Source organism: Pelodictyon clathratiforme (genome assembly GCF_982375515.1).
On sequence record NZ_OZ455102.1, the window covers coordinates 1,430,197 to 1,447,551 of the forward strand.

At 48.8% G+C, this 17,355-nt stretch carries 16 protein-coding genes; 8 read left to right on the forward strand and 8 right to left on the reverse strand.

Translation table 11 applies throughout. The annotated features are described in order from the left end of the window. The first annotated feature begins 1 nt into the window (after window position 1). On the forward strand, window positions 2–301 hold the full coding sequence (locus AC56AD_RS06955; protein WP_012508131.1) for a HigA family addiction module antitoxin: 300 nt from the start codon (window positions 2–4) through the stop codon (window positions 299–301). Window positions 302–386: 85 nt separating this feature from the next. Here the strand turns inward: AC56AD_RS06955 and AC56AD_RS06960 are convergent, their stop codons facing one another. From AC56AD_RS06960 to argC, 6 genes are read right to left on the reverse strand one after another with little or no spacing between them, the layout of a single operon-like run. Next, window positions 387–1,589: an argininosuccinate synthase gene (locus AC56AD_RS06960; RefSeq protein ID WP_012508132.1), complete on the reverse strand. Its 1,203-nt coding sequence runs from the start codon at window positions 1,587–1,589 to the stop codon at window positions 387–389. A gap of 16 nt (window positions 1,590–1,605) precedes the next feature. Continuing rightward, on the reverse strand, window positions 1,606–2,052 hold the full coding sequence (locus AC56AD_RS06965) for an arginine repressor (protein WP_012508133.1): 447 nt from the start codon (window positions 2,050–2,052) through the stop codon (window positions 1,606–1,608). A gap of 14 nt (window positions 2,053–2,066) precedes the next feature. After that, complete coding sequence (argF, locus tag AC56AD_RS06970; protein WP_012508134.1) at window positions 2,067–3,083, reverse strand: ornithine carbamoyltransferase; 1,017 nt, start codon at window positions 3,081–3,083, stop codon at window positions 2,067–2,069. Window positions 3,084–3,087: 4 nt separating this feature from the next. Next, the gene (gene argB, locus AC56AD_RS06975; protein ID WP_012508135.1) at window positions 3,088–4,002 is read right to left on the reverse strand and encodes an acetylglutamate kinase; all 915 of its coding nucleotides are present in this window, start codon (window positions 4,000–4,002) and stop codon (window positions 3,088–3,090) included. Between the two features lie 39 nt (window positions 4,003–4,041). Then, window positions 4,042–5,325 carry a bifunctional glutamate N-acetyltransferase/amino-acid acetyltransferase ArgJ gene (gene argJ / locus AC56AD_RS06980; protein WP_012508136.1) on the reverse strand — a complete coding sequence of 428 codons (1,284 nt, stop codon included), beginning with the start codon at window positions 5,323–5,325 and terminating at the stop codon, window positions 4,042–4,044. A 30-nt stretch (window positions 5,326–5,355) separates the two neighbouring features. Beyond that, window positions 5,356–6,360 carry an N-acetyl-gamma-glutamyl-phosphate reductase gene (gene argC / locus AC56AD_RS06985; protein WP_012508137.1) on the reverse strand — a complete coding sequence of 335 codons (1,005 nt, stop codon included), beginning with the start codon at window positions 6,358–6,360 and terminating at the stop codon, window positions 5,356–5,358. A 267-nt stretch (window positions 6,361–6,627) separates the two neighbouring features. On the opposite strand from argC, the gene AC56AD_RS06990 reads away from it, so the two are divergent. The 4 genes from AC56AD_RS06990 to AC56AD_RS07005 are packed head-to-tail and all read left to right on the forward strand — an operon-like array spanning window position 6,628 to window position 11,371. After that, the gene (locus AC56AD_RS06990; RefSeq protein ID WP_012508139.1) at window positions 6,628–7,530 is read left to right on the forward strand and encodes a substrate-binding domain-containing protein; all 903 of its coding nucleotides are present in this window, start codon (window positions 6,628–6,630) and stop codon (window positions 7,528–7,530) included. A 5-nt stretch (window positions 7,531–7,535) separates the two neighbouring features. After that, window positions 7,536–8,837 carry a GGDEF domain-containing protein gene (locus AC56AD_RS06995; RefSeq protein WP_012508140.1) on the forward strand — a complete coding sequence of 434 codons (1,302 nt, stop codon included), beginning with the start codon at window positions 7,536–7,538 and terminating at the stop codon, window positions 8,835–8,837. After that, window positions 8,827–10,098 carry an ABC transporter permease gene (locus AC56AD_RS07000; RefSeq protein WP_012508141.1) on the forward strand — a complete coding sequence of 424 codons (1,272 nt, stop codon included), beginning with the start codon at window positions 8,827–8,829 and terminating at the stop codon, window positions 10,096–10,098. The genes AC56AD_RS06995 and AC56AD_RS07000 overlap by 11 nt, the downstream gene beginning before the upstream one ends. A 22-nt stretch (window positions 10,099–10,120) precedes the next feature. Beyond that, a complete protein-coding gene (locus tag AC56AD_RS07005) occupies window positions 10,121–11,371 on the forward strand; it encodes an ABC transporter permease (RefSeq protein WP_012508142.1) in 1,251 nt (416 codons plus the stop codon). A 20-nt stretch (window positions 11,372–11,391) separates the two neighbouring features. Here AC56AD_RS07005 and AC56AD_RS07010 read toward each other — a convergent pair whose 3' ends face one another. Beyond that, window positions 11,392–12,030, reverse strand: coding sequence for a GNAT family N-acetyltransferase (locus AC56AD_RS07010; protein ID WP_012508143.1), 639 nt, complete (start codon window positions 12,028–12,030; stop codon window positions 11,392–11,394). Between the two features lie 250 nt (window positions 12,031–12,280). On the opposite strand from AC56AD_RS07010, the gene AC56AD_RS07015 reads away from it, so the two are divergent. Next, window positions 12,281–12,931 carry a TMEM165/GDT1 family protein gene (locus tag AC56AD_RS07015; RefSeq protein WP_012508144.1) on the forward strand — a complete coding sequence of 217 codons (651 nt, stop codon included), beginning with the start codon at window positions 12,281–12,283 and terminating at the stop codon, window positions 12,929–12,931. Between the two features lie 98 nt (window positions 12,932–13,029). Here the strand turns inward: AC56AD_RS07015 and lgt are convergent, their stop codons facing one another. After that, complete coding sequence (gene lgt, locus AC56AD_RS07020; RefSeq protein ID WP_012508145.1) at window positions 13,030–13,884, reverse strand: prolipoprotein diacylglyceryl transferase; 855 nt, start codon at window positions 13,882–13,884, stop codon at window positions 13,030–13,032. Window positions 13,885–13,992: 108 nt separating this feature from the next. Here lgt and AC56AD_RS07025 point away from each other — a divergent pair, with 108 nt between their 5' ends. Next, entirely contained in the window at window positions 13,993–15,189 is a 1,197-nt protein-coding gene (locus AC56AD_RS07025) for an ATP citrate lyase citrate-binding domain-containing protein (protein WP_012508146.1), read from the forward strand. 60 nt (window positions 15,190–15,249) lie between these two features. Next, window positions 15,250–17,082, forward strand: coding sequence for a citrate/2-methylcitrate synthase (locus AC56AD_RS07030; protein ID WP_012508147.1), 1,833 nt, complete (start codon window positions 15,250–15,252; stop codon window positions 17,080–17,082). Window positions 17,083–17,355 lie beyond the last annotated feature (273 nt).

Sequence of the window (17,355 nt, forward strand, 5' to 3'; positions counted from 1 at the left end):
AATGAACGAACTGAGAAATATTCATCCGGGAGAGGTCTTGATGGAAGAGTTTTTAATTCCATTGGAGATTTCGGCATACAGACTTTCCAAAGATATCGGGATACCTCAAACCCGGATATCCGAAATAGTGAAAGGAAAGAGGCGTGTTACAGCCGATACAGCATTGCGTCTATCTCAATATTTTGGGAATTCTGCCAAGTTCTGGTTAGGTCTTCAGGATGACTATGACATCGAGGAGGGAATGCAGATCAAAAGAGCAGACATCAACTCAATCTTGCGCTACAAAAGCAACGTAGCATAATAATAAGTCATCAAAGGTAGTACAAGCCCGACGCCCGTGCAGGCCGGGAAACAATGGCTTGCACGGGTGACTGAAAGGGCGGCTCTTATTTGGCGGTGTGTACTTCGCTGTAGGTTTTCAGCCCAAGTCCATAGAGGTGGATAAAGCCTGCTGCAGCCTTGTGGTTGAAGGTGTCGGATTCGGTGTAGGTGGCAAGCTCCTCGTTGTAGAGCGAGTAAGGTGAGTTGCGACCCAGCAGGGAGACTCCACCCTTGTAGAGCTTCAGGCGGACAAGACCGGTCACCGGATTCTGTGTTTCATCCACAAAGGCATCGAGCGCTTTTCTCATCGGCGAGAACCAGAGTCCGTTATAGATGATGTTTGCGTAGTCCTGGCTGATGTTCTTTTTGTACTGGAAGACCGATTTTTCGAGTGTAAGGCGTTCGAGTTCGCGATGTGCGAAGTGCAGGATGGTTGCTGCCGGGGCTTCGTAGATTTCACGTGACTTGATGCCGACAACACGGTTTTCGATCATGTCGAGGCGTCCGACGCCATTGGCTGCGCCGATCTCGTTGAGGCGGATAATGAGGTCAAGGCCGCTCATCTTTTTGCCGTCAAGGGAGACGGGAATACCTTTTTCAAATTCGATTTCAACAACTGCCGGAGTGTTTGGCGCATTTTCCGGTGATGTGGTGATCTGGTAGGCATCTTCGGGAGGGGCAACCATCGGATCTTCAAGCACGCCGCATTCGATGCTGATTCCCCAGATGTTCTCGTCAATGGAGTAGGGGTTTTTCTTGGTAGCAGAGACCTGGATGTTGTGCTCAAGGGCGTAGGCAATTTCCGATTCCCTTGAGGTGAACTCCCATTCACGCAGGGGAGCAAGTACCTTGAGGTGGGGGGCAAGTGAGGCAAAGGTCACTTCAAAGCGTACCTGGTCGTTTCCTTTTCCTGTGCAGCCGTGGGCGAGCATGGTGCATCCTTCGGCGAGGGCGGTATCGACAATCGCTTTTGCAAGCAGGGGGCGTCCAAGTGCGGTAGCAAGCGGGTAGACATCTTCATAGAGGGCTCCGGCCTTGAGCGCACGCCAGATGTACTCTTCAACAAACTCCTTGCGCAGGTCAAGAAACTGGAATTTTGAGGCTCCTGTGGCGATTGCTTTTGATTCAAGGTTTTCGATCTCTTTCTGCTGGCCGAGATTGCCGGTGACGGCAACGATTTCAGCATCATATTTGTCTTTCAGCCATTTGATCATGATGGAGGTATCGAGTCCACCGGAATAGGCTATTGCAATTTTTTCCTTGCTCATGGGATGTTGTGAATTATCAGTTTTTGGAAAGATTTTTATGAATATATGATTTCAATGCCGAAATGTTCAGCACTGAGGAGGGAATAACAAGAACGGTGTCATCTCCGGCAATGGTGCCAAGGATGAGCGGGCTTTTGAGTTGGTCAAGCCAGGAGCCGACGCCATGTGCCCTGCCCGGCAGGGTCATGATAATGATGCTGGTTTCATTGGCGTTGACGGATAGTACTTCGACACCAACAAGACCCTTGATAATCTTGTCTGGATCGTCATCAGGCAGAAGCATTTTGAAGTTTCCGTTCGTTCGTGAACGGATGATGCCGAGTTCGGCGCAGTCTCGTGAAAGGGTGGCCTGGGCAACTCTCATTCCTGAATCATGGAGCAGTTGCAAAAGATCATGCTGATTTCCCACACTGTTTTGATGAAGAATTTCCCTGATCTTCAATTGTCGTGCATATTTGTTCATTGTCGGTTCACTCTTCAGCTCCTGATTTTTTTTGCTGCATTTAAAAGGCGGTGGGTAAGGTGGAATTTTCTGTACTCTTCGTGATTCAGCAATTTGACCAGTAGGGCTTTCTGCACATGCAGGCGATTCTCGGCTTCATCGAGGATGATGGAGCGAGGCCCGTCCATTACCTCCGCGCTTATCTCCTGTCCACGGTGTGCAGGCATGCAGTGCATCACGACTGCTCCCGGTTTTGCTTCTGCAAGCAGGGCGCTGTTGATCTGAAAGGGGGAGAATATTCTGAGGCGCTCTTCTATTTCGGTCTCCCGGCCCATGCTGGTCCAGACATCGGTATAGAGCACATCGGCGTTTGCGGCAGCCTCTTTTGGATCATGCAGTACCTCAATGCGGCTGATACCCTTTTGGCGGGCAGCTTCAAGGAGGCCCTGGTCTGGAGTGTACCCTTCCGGGCAGGCCAGTACAAAGTGAAAGGGGAGGAGTCCGGCCAGCTCTATCCAGGAATTGGCTACATTATTGCCGTCGCCGACAAAAACAACCTTTATTCCCTCATGCCAGAGCGACTTTTCGTAGAGAGTAAAGGCATCGGCAAGTATCTGGCAGGGGTGCGACAGATCGGTCAGTGCATTGATAACCGGGATGGTGGCGTGCTCCGCAACTCCTTCGATGATGGCGTGCTCGTGCAGGCGGGCAACAATGGCATCATTGTAGCGGGAGAGCAGTTGTGCTACATCCTGTACCGATTCACGTGTTCCAAGACCGATTGCCTGGCCATCAAGGTTGATGGCATATCCTCCGAGTTCATGGATACCCAGCTCAAAGGAGACCCTTGTTCTGAGTGAGGGCTTGCTGAAGATCATGGCAACGGTTTTATCGCGCAGCGGAAGAAAACCGGATACAGCAGAGCTTTCCATCCTCTTTTTTTTCATGAAGAGGGAGTAGTCGAACAACTCGATAATTTTACCGCCATCAAGCTGTGAAAAACCGAGAAAATCACGTTTTGCAGGGACTTTCCTTATTTGAACATCTTCCATTTCATTACCTGTTTTGTGATTGATCACTGTCCTGCTCTGCAATAAACTGGGTTCCTACTCCTTCGTGAGTGAATATTTCAAGCAGGAGCGAATGTGTTGCCTTCCCATCAATCAGATGAATTTTTCCGACTCCACTGTCGAGTGTTTTGAATGCTGAAAGAACCTTCGGGATCATGCCTCCGGAAATGATTCCCTGTTCGATAAAGTCAGCCGCCTCCGTCTTGCAGATGGTTTTCAGGATTCTCTCGCCTACATGAATCCCTTCGACATCACTGACGTAGATGAGCTTTTCAGCTTTCAGGGCAATGGCGATACTGCTTGCGGCATCATCAGCATTGATGTTGTAAACATTCCCCTTGTCGTCGAATCCTATGGGAGCGATAACAGGAATCAGTCCTGCCCGACAGAGCAGGTCGATATAGGCGGTGTTGATCTGCTCCACCTCTCCGACCAGGCCAAGGGTTTCGGCGTTCGGGTGGGGAAGAGCTTTGATGGTATCGGCATCAAGGCCGGTAACCCCCACAGCCTTGCCGCCATGTTCGCTGATCAATTGCACAATATCCTGGTTGACCTTACCGGCAAGAGTCATCTGGATAACCGAGATCATCTCCTTGTCCGTAACTCTTCGTCCATGCAGAAATCGTGACGTGATTCCAAGTTTTTCGGCCGTTTTTGTGATGGCGTCACCTCCGCCATGCACCAAAACAATCCTGATGCCGACTTTACGCAGAAGGGTGACATTCTGGGCAAAACTGTTTTTGAGACAGGCGTCCTTCATGGCTGCGCCGCCATACTTGATTACAAAGGTCTTGCCTTCAAATTTGCGGATATAGGGTAGCGCTTCAATAAGTACAGGCCCTATGGCAGCATGGGGGGCCTTTCTTACCTGATTCAGTTCATTGCACGGTAACTTGTCCATTGCGGAAAAATTGCTCCTGATGATGGTTTAAGGGATCTGTCAGCTTCTGTAGCTGCCATTGATATCGACATACTCTTTGCTCAAGTCGCAGCTCCACACGGTTGCTTGTCCAGGGCCGCTGCCAAGACGAAGCGTGATGGTATAGGACTCTTTTGCCATGATTTCCGATGCCGCTGTTTCAGAGTAATTGGCAATAAACCCTGGTTTAAGAAGAGAGAGATTGTCAAAATGAAGTTCAAGCTCTTCCTGATGAAAGAATGCTCCGGAGCGACCCGCAGCAGCAACAATTCTTCCCCAGTTGGGATCTTCACCATGAATAGCCGTTTTAACAAGACTTGACTGAGCTATGGTTCTGGCTGCAAGCTCTGCATCCCGGTCATCAACGGCACCTTCAACCGTAATGGTAACCAGTTTTGTGGCTCCCTCTCCGTCGATGACAATGAGCTTGGCAAGAAAGGTCATCAGCGCTTCGAGCGCTTCGCAAAAAAGAGAGAAATCCTTGCTTTCAGCCATGATTACAGGGCCGGTACCGCTGGCAAGAATGGAGACCATATCGTTCGTGCTGGTATCGCCGTCAACGGTAATGGCGTTGAAACTCTTGCGGTTTGCACCTTTCAGCGCTTTCTGAAGCAGGGCTGGAGCGATAGAGGCATCCGTTGCCAGAATGGCGAGCATGGTTGCCATGTTCGGGCAAATCATGCCGGAGCCCTTGGCTATGCCACTCAAGCGAACGGTGCCGCCTGAAAGCTGAAGCTCCAGGGTGAAAAATTTCGGAAAGGTATCGGTGGTCATGATGGCCTGGGCTGCATCGATACCCGATTCACGCTGCAGTGCGGAGGGAAGGATAGAAATTGCGCCAAGAACCCTCTCCATCGGCAGAAGCTGGCCAATAACACCGGTAGAGGCAACCAGTACCTCTTCAGGCCGGATGAGCAGTTCCCGTGCAACGGCTTGCGCCATGGCCCGCGAGTCATCCATTCCTTTTTCTCCGGTTGCTGCATTGGCGTTGCCACTATTACAGACAATGGCCCGAATTGAGGAAGGGGAGCACTGCAGATGCTTGCGTGAAAGTGTTACCGGAGCTGCACAGCAGAGGTTCGTCGTGAAGAGTGCAGCAGCGCTTGCGGGTGCATCCGCGACCAGCAGCATCAGATCTTTTCGCTCATACCGTATGGCGGCAGAAACTGCGCCCGCTGAAAAACCGGCAGGCCAGAATCCATGTGTCCCGTCCGATTCCGCCGACATGGGGGTAACCGATACCGGCCAGGGAGTTACGGCCGAAAGCTTGCGAATAACGTTAAGCCCTTTAGAGAGTTTCTCCAATGCAGTATGAGGATGTTAAATGTTTGAAAATCAAAAGGATAACCCGGTTTTTTCATTCATGCCAAGCATAAGGTTCATATTCTGGATGGCCTGTCCGGCAGCGCCCTTCAGAAGATTATCAATTGCGGTCACGATGATCAGTGTACCGTTTGCTGTTGCATGAGCAATATGGATATCACAAAAATTTGTATGGGCAACATGTCGGACTTCGGTCATGGTGTCACGAACCCTGACAAAGGGGGCCTCTTTGTAAAACTCTTTATAAAGCGCCTTGATCTGTTCGGCCTCTGCAGGATTTTCAAGGTTAACGGTAAGGATGCTGTAAATACCCCGCACCAGAGAGCCGATCATCGGTGTAAAGGTAAAATCAAACGATGGAGTGGTGACAGAGGTGCCAAGAGTCTGCATGATTTCAGGGATATGCTGATGCAAACCGACCTTGTATGCCCGGATATTTTCACTCATCTCCGAAAACGATAACTCGGTCTTGCTGCTTCGACCAGCTCCGGAAATACCCGATGTTGAGGTGCAATTGATTCCGCGAACGTTGATTGAGCTGTCATTGCCAAGAAGAAGCGGCGCAACACCAAGAATGATACTCGTGGCAAAACAACCGGGATTACTGATCGCCTTTGCCTTGATGATCTCTTCACGGAACAACTCCGACATCCCGTAAGTCATCACGGCCTCGGGAGACTTTTGCTGTTTATAGAACTGCTCGTGCTCAACCGTGCTTTTCAACCTGAAGTCGCCGGAAAGGTCGATCACGGTTTTTCCGGCCTTTACAAGGGGTGGCACCAGTTGCAGGGCCTCACCATGAGGCAGCGCAAGAAAGTAAACATCACTTTCACACTCTCCACCATAGGGCTTGTACACTTTGTCACTGGAGAGAAGAGGATAGAGCTCTGAAACAGCTTTGCCTGCCTGGGAAAAAGCATAAAGCTCCTGAAGCTCAACCCCCGGATGACGGAGCAGAAGCCTCGTCAGTTCAGCTCCAGAATAGCCTGAAGCTCCGATAATTGATACTGAATACATTGTCTGATACTCCGCTACAGGTGTCGCCATCCCGCTGATGTGCTTATAATAAGCGTTTTCAATAAAAAAAGATATGTTCCGGAATCAGTTGACCCGGAAGGCCGAAATATTAACCTTTTTTACGTGATTTTCAAGAATGCTGAATGTTTTTTTTCAGGATAGTAACATGGCGACTGTTTTTTATGGCAACATCTTTTTTCTCATTATCTTAGCCGTTAAGCTCCGAGAGCGTGCAGTCAGCATGATAAACAGAAAACAGGGATTGCCATGAAGAACATAGCCGTACAGAACCCCTTTTTCAGGATCATGGGTGGCCTGCTCTTTCTTGTTGCTGCGTTTTTATTGCTAAACTGTACCCAAAGCCCGGACAACGAAACCGCACGAAGCGGAAAGATGACTGTTGCGGTCGATCGGCAGCTTGAAGAGATTGCCGGAAGCCAGGCAGAGATGTTTAAGCGCTATTATCCCGACGCCAACATAACCCTGCTGCCTGACGCATCCGGAAAAAGTCTGAAGCATCTTCTTGATGGCACGGTGCGGGCAGCATTGATCAGTGGGGAACCTGAAGCTGCGGAAGATTCTCTTTTCAACAAACTGAAACGTCCGATTCGCCGCGAACCGGTCGCCCGTGATGCCATTGTCTGCATTGTCAACAGCCGTAATCCGGCTCTCATCTTCTCGATCAAAGAGCTTGGCACTCTTTTTTCAGAACAGGAGAAGAGAGTGGCGACCCCTCTGGTCAGAGCCGATGATTTTCGGCTTCTCTCTCTTCTGGCGGCAAAAACGGGGAAAAAGAGGTCTGAACTGCACCCCTGGTCGTGCAGCAGTGATGCTGAGCTGATCGAAAGGGTATCGGTCGACAGCCGTGCCGTCGGGCTGCTTTTTGGCTCTTCGCTCGACAAAGCACTCAAAGAGGGAAAGAGTGGCAGGAACATCAGGATACTCCCTCTTGCAAAAGAGAGTTCGGGCACTCCAGCCACTCTGCCAACTCAGCAAAATATCTTTGAAGGAGCCTATCCCCTTGTTACTGTAGTTTACTATGTATATTATTCCGGCGACGCACTTGCTGCCGGGTTTGGCTCATGGCTTGGCAGTGCAGGGCAGAAGGCATTCGAAAGAAGTTCTCTTGCCCCATACAGGCTTGTTGAAAGGACCATTATTTTGAAATAACTGTTATGATTGCCTGGCAGACCATTAAAAAAATTTCTCCGCTACAGGCAATTGTCTTTACCGGAACAATCAGTATTTGTATTGTTATAGCTGGTACTGCAGGTTTTTTTGTCACACAGCACACTCTGCTTGAAAAGGTGGAAAAAAAACAGGCATGTTATCTTGATCTGGTTGATTTCAGGGGTAAACTCATTGAGTTTGGACTTTTGCGCAATCAGGCAGAGCGGCTGAATGGCACAACAGAAGAGCAGGCAACCCAGGAAAGTGAGCATTTTGAAGTACTGCTTTTGATGTATGAAAAACTGCTCTCGGAGATGCATGATGCCGGTTTACAGCCTGTTGCCTCGATGTTGCTCACCAGAGAGAGTTGGCCGAAACTGCTTGCCGCATCAAACCTTGAACTGTTAAGGCTTGACCTTGAAAAAAGTATTGAAAAAGCCAAAATTGAATCACAGGATGCCTCAGTCAAACTTGTTGTCATCAACGAGTTTTTTCTGCTCTTTATTCTTGCTGTATTGCTCACAGTGAGTATCACAGCAGGATGGATGCTCCACAACAATTATCGCCAGACGCTGATCCCCCTTTCCCAGCTTGCAGGGCAATTAAAACTGCTCAATAGAAATATACCGGAGAGTATTCGGGATACCGCTGAAGAGATGAAAAAGGAGCTGACTGATGCGGAGTACTCCAGCGACATCACCCAGGTCACCCGCTCGATCATGAGCTTTTGCGGTGATATTGATGCGAAAAATAAAAAGCTTGATGAACTGCATATTCGGGATGAAAAAACCAATCTTTATAACTATCGCCATTTCAAAGAGCATCTGATTGTAGAGGTCGAACGCTCCAAACGCCAGAATGAAAAGGTCTCCCTTGCCATGATTGATATTGATTACTTCAAGCGATACAATGATGCCAATGGCCATCTTGCTGGTGACAGGGCACTGAAGGCGCTCGCCGATATTATCAGCACACAGTGCAGGGCATATGATGTTCCTTCAAGATTCGGTGGCGAAGAGTTTGCGATCCTGTTTCCCAAAACAGATACCGAGACAGCAAGTGAAATAGCCGAACGTCTTCGCAAGATTATCAGCCGGGAATCATTTCGGCAGCAACAACAGCAGCCTGCCGGAGAGCTGACGGTCAGTATCGGTGTTGCAACGTTTCCGGCTGATGCTGCTGACTGGCATAACCTGATCAACAATGCCGACAGGGCTCTCTACAAGGCAAAGTCAAACGGCAGAAACAAAGTGGTAACCTTTCTTTCCATGAATAGTCAAAAATCAGGAAAGCGGGATGAGGCCTGAGTTCTACATTGCGCGGCGCTTTGCATTCAAACAGCGATCGGCAACGAAACCGACCTTCATTGTCATGGTTGCCGTTATCGGCATCGCTGTGGGGACGGCAGCGCTTATTCTGACACTCTCAATTGTGAATGGATTCGCCAGCAGTGTGCAAAACAAGTTAATCAGTTTCAGTTCTCACCTGCAGATCCGCCATCCCGAAGAGCAACTTTTTCAGGAGCGCCGCACCGATCTTGCAAAAATTACAGGCCATCCAAACATTGCAAGCGCGTCACCCTTTCTGGAAAAAAGTTTTGTGCTCCGGAATCGCACAACAGGAGGCACTGAAAGCTGGCGAAGCAAACCGGTTGTTGTTAAAGGAGTGAGTGAAGAGCAAAAGAGCGTTTTTCTGAAAAAATTTCTTCGGGCGGGAACCCTCGACAGGCGAAATAATGGCGAAGGTATCGGACTCTACGCAGGCCAGACACTGGCTGAAAATCTTGATCTCCGGGTCGGAAAAAAAGTGATGCTTGTCGGACTGGGAAGCAATGCCTCAGGAGCAAAGCTTATTGCAGGCAACAAGAACATTGTGGATATGCTCTCTTCTCTCGACCTTGAAGTCGGCGTGATACGAGGCATCTACGACACTGGGCTTCAGGAGGGGTTTGATGATTTTGTCGTGATTGCCGATCTCAAGGAGCTTCAGGAGCGCTTTAATCCGTTGATGATCAGTGGCTATGATGCCAGTGTGCACAACCTCAATCAACTGCCGGAAACAGTGAAAGAGCTGCTCAATCTCCTTGGGTTTCCCTTCTACGGCTATACGGTGTTTGAGCGCTATGCCAATCTCTTTGAATGGCTGAAACTGCAGAAAAACATTACCCCCTTGCTGATTATCACGATCACCATTGTAGCGGTTTTCAACATCATCTCTACGCTTCTGGTGTTGATTATTGAAAAGACCCGCGAAATCGGTATGCTCAGCGCACTCGGGCTTGAACCCGGAAAAATAAGCGCCGTTTTTATGGCGCAGGCTTTTCTCGTCTCGCTTTCGGGAGTGATCACTGGCAACATTCTGGCCCTCTCGCTCACACTCTTCGAGCTGCGGTTTCATCTCATTACCCTTCCCGAAAAAAGCTACTTCATCAAATATGTTCCACTGCTGATTGAGCCGGTCGACTATGCCGTCGTCTCTGTTGCAGTGATGGCCCTTACCCTGCTTTTTGCCTTTATTCCGGCACGGATTGCTGCCTCACTGAAACCCGGTACCGCACTGGGGACTTAAACAAAATGTTATTTCCGCTGGTATGAAAACAGGTTTATGGATTGCACAACGCTTCAGTTTTGCCCGAAAACGGTTTCGGGTCATCAATATCATCTCAGCAATCAGTCTTGCAGGAATCGTTATTGGCGTAAGCACCCTCCTTGTGGTCATGAGTGTGCTGAACGGATTTCAGAAACTTGCACGCGACCTTTTCATCACCATCGACAGCCCAGCCCAACTGGTTCCCTTTGAGGGCAGAACCATGAAGATCTCCGAAAATCTCCTGCAATCGATACGATCCATTGAAGGCGTCGGATCGGCAGAGCCTTTTGCCGAAGGAGAGGCCATTCTTGCTACCAGAGAGAAAAGCGAACTGGTCGTTGTAAAAGGAATCAGCGATGCGGCTCAGCGCCGGTTGATGCGTCAGACCCACACATTGCGCCCCTTTTTTACCCCTGAAACCATAGCTGTCGGGGAGCTTTTAGCTTTCAGAACAAACCTTTATCCCTTCAGAGAGGTCAAAATTTTCAGTCCGGAACTGATCTCTCTTGGCCTTGAATCGCTCTCGGAGCCCTATCTTATACCGATGCTCGGTATTCCTGAAACCAGCGTCACATCGCTTTTTTCCCTTCAGAAATTGTTTGATGACCGCTATGTTCTCACCTCCGGCCTTTTCGCCCGGAAAATTCTGCTCATGGGCAGCGAAGAGTACTCAGGCATTGACATCAGGGGGAAAGAGGGCGTTTCAGGTGATGCCTTCAGCGAAAACCTCAGGAAGTGGCTGGCACAAAGTCCCCTGAAAACAAGCCTTCGGGTGCGCACCCTCGATGAAAAATACAGTAACATCTTCGCCGTCATGCAACTTGAAAAATGGGTGAGTTTCAGCGTTCTGATGCTCATTATTCTTGTCGCTGCCCTCAGCCTTACTGGAGCCCTCGCCATGACCGCCATCGACAAACAGCGTGAACTCTTCTATCTTCGCTGTCTCGGCATGGAAAAACCGCAGTTCATGGCCATCTTCATCATCCAGGGAGGAATGACCGGAATTGCAGGCACTGCCGCCGGAACCGTCATTGCATGGAGCCTCTGCAAACTCCAGGAGCTTTACGGCTTTGTGCAGCTTCCCTCAAAAAGCGCCTTTATCATCCAGGCCTACCCGGTCAACATGCAAACCGGCGATTTTATTGCCGTCAGCATCATGGCCATCCTGCTCTGTTTTCTGGTAAGCCTCTATCCTGCCCGAAAAGCAGCCCTGATTGCCAGAAGCCGCTCGCTCGATCTCAAGACAAACTGATCGTTACGGCAAGCGTAACCTCATGAAAACGGATTGAAATCGGCTTTTGATGCAAAACAGACCGGACAGCTCCACTGGCAGGAAACCTCTGCAAACGGGGTTCCTTCCTTGATCAGGCTTTCAGGATCACCTTCAGCGGGATCATAGAGATAACCGCACTCACGGCACATCCATGTTTCAGATTCACTCTTTTTCATGGATGTTTCATCGTCAAGTTGCATTCTGAAAACAACCATCTCCGAGCGTGAAAACCCTTTTGAAAGATAGAGTTGCTGTGCGACATCGTTGTCCCGATCCGTGAGGAGCGTTATACGCCCAAAGCCCTCCCTGCGGGCAAAATCCACAGCATGGTCGATCAGTTGCTTCCCGACTCCCTTGCCCCGATACGCAGGCGCCACAACCATATCCTCAAGCAGGGCAACTTTTTGGCCAAGAAAGGTGCTGACCGTAAAAAGGAGCATCACCATCCCCTGAATCTCGCCATCAATTTCAGAAACAAATATCCGTCCAAGCTCCGGATTGCGGGTAATCATGGCGAGCGCTCGCGACTGCGCCTCGGCGTCAGCCGTAAACTCATGTTCCTGGCTGAAAAGAATTCCAAGAAGCTCTGCGCATCTGGCTATATCGCTCTCTGTTGCCGTTCTTATTGAAGGTATCATGGTCAGTTCCTGCGGGTTGATACTACGTCTTAACCCAACTTCAGAATGGCGAAGATGGCTCCTGTCAGGAAGAAAAGGAAATCAGGGGGTGAAGGCAGTAATATGGCTTTAAAACTGTAAAAACAGCAATTTAACATTTCGTTCTGATTTCGCTCTGTCCGGGCGGCCTTTTTTGCCGTTTCCGCTTGCACCTACCACTGTATTCCCCTATACTTGTGGTTTCTTTTTTTACCCCTAACCGTACCTATCCATGGACGCATTCTGGCTTTCTCTTGTCATGATTTTTCTGGCTGAACTTGGCGATAAAACCCAGCTTGTTGCCCTGACGCTGGCAACCTGTTACAATACCAGTGTTGTATTATGGGGTATTTTCTGGGCAACTCTTGCCATTCACGTTTTTTCAGCCGGGATCGGCTGGTTCATCGGCGACAAGTTGCCAACGGAATGGATCAAGTTTGTTGCAGGTATTGCCTTCATTGCTTTCGGGTTCTGGACGCTTCGGGGTGATAGCCTTGATGAGGACGAGAAAAGCTGCAAAACCGGTATTAACCCCTTTTGGCTTGTATTCTCAACCTTCTTCATGGCGGAACTTGGCGACAAGACCATGCTCTCAACCATTACCCTTGCTTCAACCAATCCATTTTTTCCTGTCTGGATTGGTTCAACCATCGGCATGGTGCTTTCCGACGGGCTGGCAATTATTGCAGGAAAAATGCTCGGCGCCCGGCTGCCTGAGAACATCATCAAAATCGGTGCGGCGGTCATCTTTTTCCTCTTTGGGATTTTTAGTATGTACGAAGGCGGTTCGGGATTTGCTCTTGCCATATGGGGAGTTGCAGGAGCGTTTATTGCACTCACGGGCTATATCTTTCTTCGAAAACCTGCAAATACGGCATCATAAGGAGCAACACAATACCGGGCAGCTCAACAAACCAGCCCGGTATTGTCAATCTTGACTCTTGTGCTGCGGCCACTCTCCGTGTCGGGGAGGTGATGATTCTAACTCCTTGCTGACTTCGCTGAAGAGCTGTTGAAGAGAAACACCGCAACGCCGGCAACCATCATGACGAAACAAAGTACCTGCCCCATCGAAAAATTCAGAAATACAAAGCCGAGTTGAGAGTCCGGTTCACGAACGTATTCAATAAAAAAGCGGACAAATCCATAACCGAAAAGATAGGTGGCTGAAAGAAATCCGGGAAAAGGAGATTTTTTGCGCAGCAGCCAGAGGAGAATAAAAAGAACGATTCCTTCAAAAAAAGCTTCATAGAGCTGCGAAGGGTGGCGAAGTTCATAGGTAGGAGCAAGAGGGAAGTACATGCCGAGTGCGGAATCTGTCACCCTTCCGTAGAGTTCTCCGTTGATGAAATTGCCGAGACGGCCGAAGGTATACCCAAGAGGTATGGCTGGAATAAAGAGGTCAAAAGTTTCAAAAAAAGCTTTTTTCCGGGAAAGGGTAAAGGCCAGCAGGGCAAGAATAACTCCTATAACGCCGCCATGATAGGACATGCCGGTGATGCCAGCAAATCGACAACCTCCTCCAGGAACAGAGATCCAGGGAATAAGAGTACCAAGAGGATCGGCAAGAAAAGAACTCATGCCGTAAAAGAGAATATAGCCCAAGCGACCACCGAGTACAACGCCGATCATGGCCCAGGTCAGGGCGTCACCGACATAGGAACGCTCAAAAGGAAGCTTCTCATTCTGGATGCGATAGCGGCTCAACAGATAGACAACACCAAACGCGATGATGTACATCATACCATACCAGCGGATAGCGAACGCTCCGACAGAAAAGAGTACAGGATTCATCTGTGACGGTAACTGCTGCCACCAAAGCAAAAAATCATTCATAACGGTACTTTTTTTTTGAAACTGTTGTATCAATAATAAATTTAGTTAACTTAAAATCTTGCACTATTCTGTGCAGTGTTTCTACCCATTAACATAAAAACCGATAGTATGGCTAAGATACTTGAAGGGCCAGCCATGAAACTATTCAACAAATGGGGCATTCCTGTGCCAAATTATGTTGTGATCATGGATCCCGACCGCCTTGCCCAACTTGGGGAAGCTAATAAATGGTTGAGAGAATCAAAACTCGTTGTTAAAGCTCACGAAGCTATCGGCGGGCGGTTTAAGCTCGGGCTGGTCAAGCTTGGACTGAATCTTGACGAGGCTTATGCTGCAGCAAAAGAGATGATTGGACGTCAGATAGGCACATCAGTCGTTCGTCAGGTTATTGTTGCAGAGATGCTTGATCACGATGAGGAGTATTATTTATCTATTGCCGGTAACCGCGACGGGAGTGAACTTCTTCTTTCCAACAAGGGTGGAGTTGATATCGAAGACAACTGGGATACGGTAAAGAGGCTTGTCATTTCTCTTGATGAAACCCCGACGATTGAACACATTACCGAAGCAGCTCTTGAAGCTGGCTTCACCGGTGAAGTCGCCGAACGTGTTGCTAAAATTGCATCACGCCTTATTCTCTGTTTCGACAATGAAGATGCTCAATCAATTGAGATCAATCCACTTGTCATACGCAAGAGCGACATGCGATTTGCAGCTCTTGATGCCGTTATGAATGTTGATTGGGATGCACGTTTCCGTCATGCTGACTGGGATTTCAAACCAGTTTCCGAAATCGGAAGATCCTATACAGAGGCCGAACAGCAGATCATGGATATCGATGCCCGCATTAAGGGATCAGTCAAGTTGGTTGAAGTACCGGGTGGAAACATTGCTCTCCTTACAGCAGGCGGCGGCGCTTCGGTTTTTTATTCCGATGCCGTGGTAGCAAGAGGCGGCTCAATTGCCAATTATGCAGAGTATTCCGGTGATCCTCCGGATTGGGCAGTAGAGGCTTTGACAGAAACGATCTGCAGGCTTCCTAATATCAAGCATATCATCGTCGGTGGTGCAATAGCCAACTTCACGGATGTCAAGGCAACGTTCAACGGGATTATCAATGGATTCCGTGAGAGCAAATCAAAAGGATACCTTGAAAACGTGCAGATTTGGGTAAGACGCGGTGGACCGAATGAGAATCAGGGACTTGCCGCAATGAAAAAGCTGCAGGAAGAGGGATTTGACATTCACGTTTATGATCGCAGCATGCCTATGACCGATATTGTCGATCTTGCCCTTAACTCATAAGGTCAGGCGATATCGCAGGAACCCCAAAGAGAAACTTCTAACATATAAACCGTAAGAATCGTGAGTATTTTAGCAAATAAGGATACACGAGCGGTCATCATTGGCGGTATTGCTGGATTGAATGCTGCAAGGCGGATGGCTCAGTTCGACTTTCTGATCAATCGACCGCTGACGGTGCAGGCGTTTGTTTACCCGCCAGAGGAAGGGCAACAGAAAGAGATTTACCGTGGCGGCGAACTGAACAACGTTACTGTTTATTCGTCACTCGAAAAAGCCCTCGAGGAAAACCCTCAGATCAATACAGCGCTTATCTATATCGGTGCATCCCGGGCATACCAGTCAGCAAAAGAGGCCCTTGATGCAAAAGGGATCAAGCTTGTGACCATGATCACCGAAGGTGTGCCGGAAAAGGATGCCAAACGACTGCGCAAACATGCAATCGACAGCGGCAAAATCTTCAACGGGCCATCCTCTATCGGTATCATGTCGGCAGGGGAGTGTCGCCTTGGTGTTATTGGCGGAGAGTTCAAAAACCTGAAACTCTGTAATCTCTATCGTCCAGGCTCATTTGGTGTCATTACCAAATCGGGTGGCCTTTCGAACGAAGCCATGTGGTTATGTGCCCAGAATGGCAACGGAATCACCTCAGCCGTAGCTATCGGTGGAGACTCCTATCCTGGAACGGACTTCGTGACCTATCTCAATATGTTTGAAAACGATCCTGATACCAAGGCAGTCGTTATCATCGGAGAAGTGGGTGGGACGCTTGAGGAAGAGGCTGCGGAATGGCTTGGCAAGGAAATACGCCGAATCAAACTGATCGCTTCAATTGGTGGTACCTGTCAGGATGTGCTGCCACAAGGCATGAAATTTGGCCATGCTGGCGCAAAAGAAGGAAAAAAAGGTCTTGGATCGGCACGCTCCAAGATAAATGCCCTTCGTGAAGCAGGCGCAGTTGTTCCTGATACCTTTGGTGGACTCAGCAAGGCTATCAAACAGGTCTATCTGGAACTGAAGGCGAGTGGCGTTATCAAGCCTGAGCCGGAACTCGACGAAAAATTGTTGCCACAACTTCCTCCAAGTGTTCAGGAAGTCATGAAGCAAGGCGATATTATTGTCGAGCCACTCATCCGTACCACCATTTCTGACGATCGTGGTGAAGAGCCCCGTTATGTTGGCTATGCGGCATCGGAACTCTGTGAAAAAGGCTACGGTATTGAGGACGTTATCGGACTTCTGTGGAACAAGAAGCTTCCATCAAAAGAAGAGTCTGAGATCATCAAACGCATTATCATGATTTCAGCCGATCACGGCCCGGCAGTTTCTGGCGCATTCGGCTCCATTATCGCGGCATGTGCAGGCATCGACTTGCCTCAGGCTGTTTCAGCAGGCATGACCATGATTGGGCCAAGATTTGGAGGCGCAGTCACCAATGCCGGAAAATATTTCAAGTATGGCGTCAAGGAGTATCCTAACGACATTCCTGGATTTTTGAACTGGATGAAGCAGAATGTCGGTCCGGTACCAGGTATCGGTCACAGGGTGAAGAGCGTCAAAAATCCGGATAAACGGGTGAAATATCTGGTTGACTATGTTACAAACCAGACGACGCTTCACACTCCTTGTCTTGACTATGCACTTGAAGTCGAAAAGATCACCACAGCCAAAAAGGATAACCTTATCCTGAACGTGGATGGTACGATCGGTTGTATTCTTGTTGATCTTGATTTCCCGGAATACTCACTCAACGGCTTCTTTGTTCTGGCTCGGACAATCGGCATGATTGGTCACTGGATCGATCAGAACAATCAGAATTCGCGCCTTATCAGGCTCTACGATTATCTGATTAATTATGCTGTAAAAGAAGAACGAGAAGTTCCCGAAAAGAAGTAAACAGCTTAACACCCTTTGCCATAAGTGAAAGGTGTCTGTTACAAAAAAAAGGCAGGAACCACAATTCCTGCCTTTTTTTTGTCTTTTCTGCAAGGAGGGGAGGAGCGCCCTTGTCAGTATAAACGATTGTAACAGTTTTATTTAAAAGTTGTTAACGTGATTTCTCGTATAAAAATACAAGAGCCTCATTCGGTGCTTATTTCAACAAATATGCTGTCTATGCATTTTATGTTTGAAAACGATCAGTAATTACGTTAAACTTCGTATAGAATT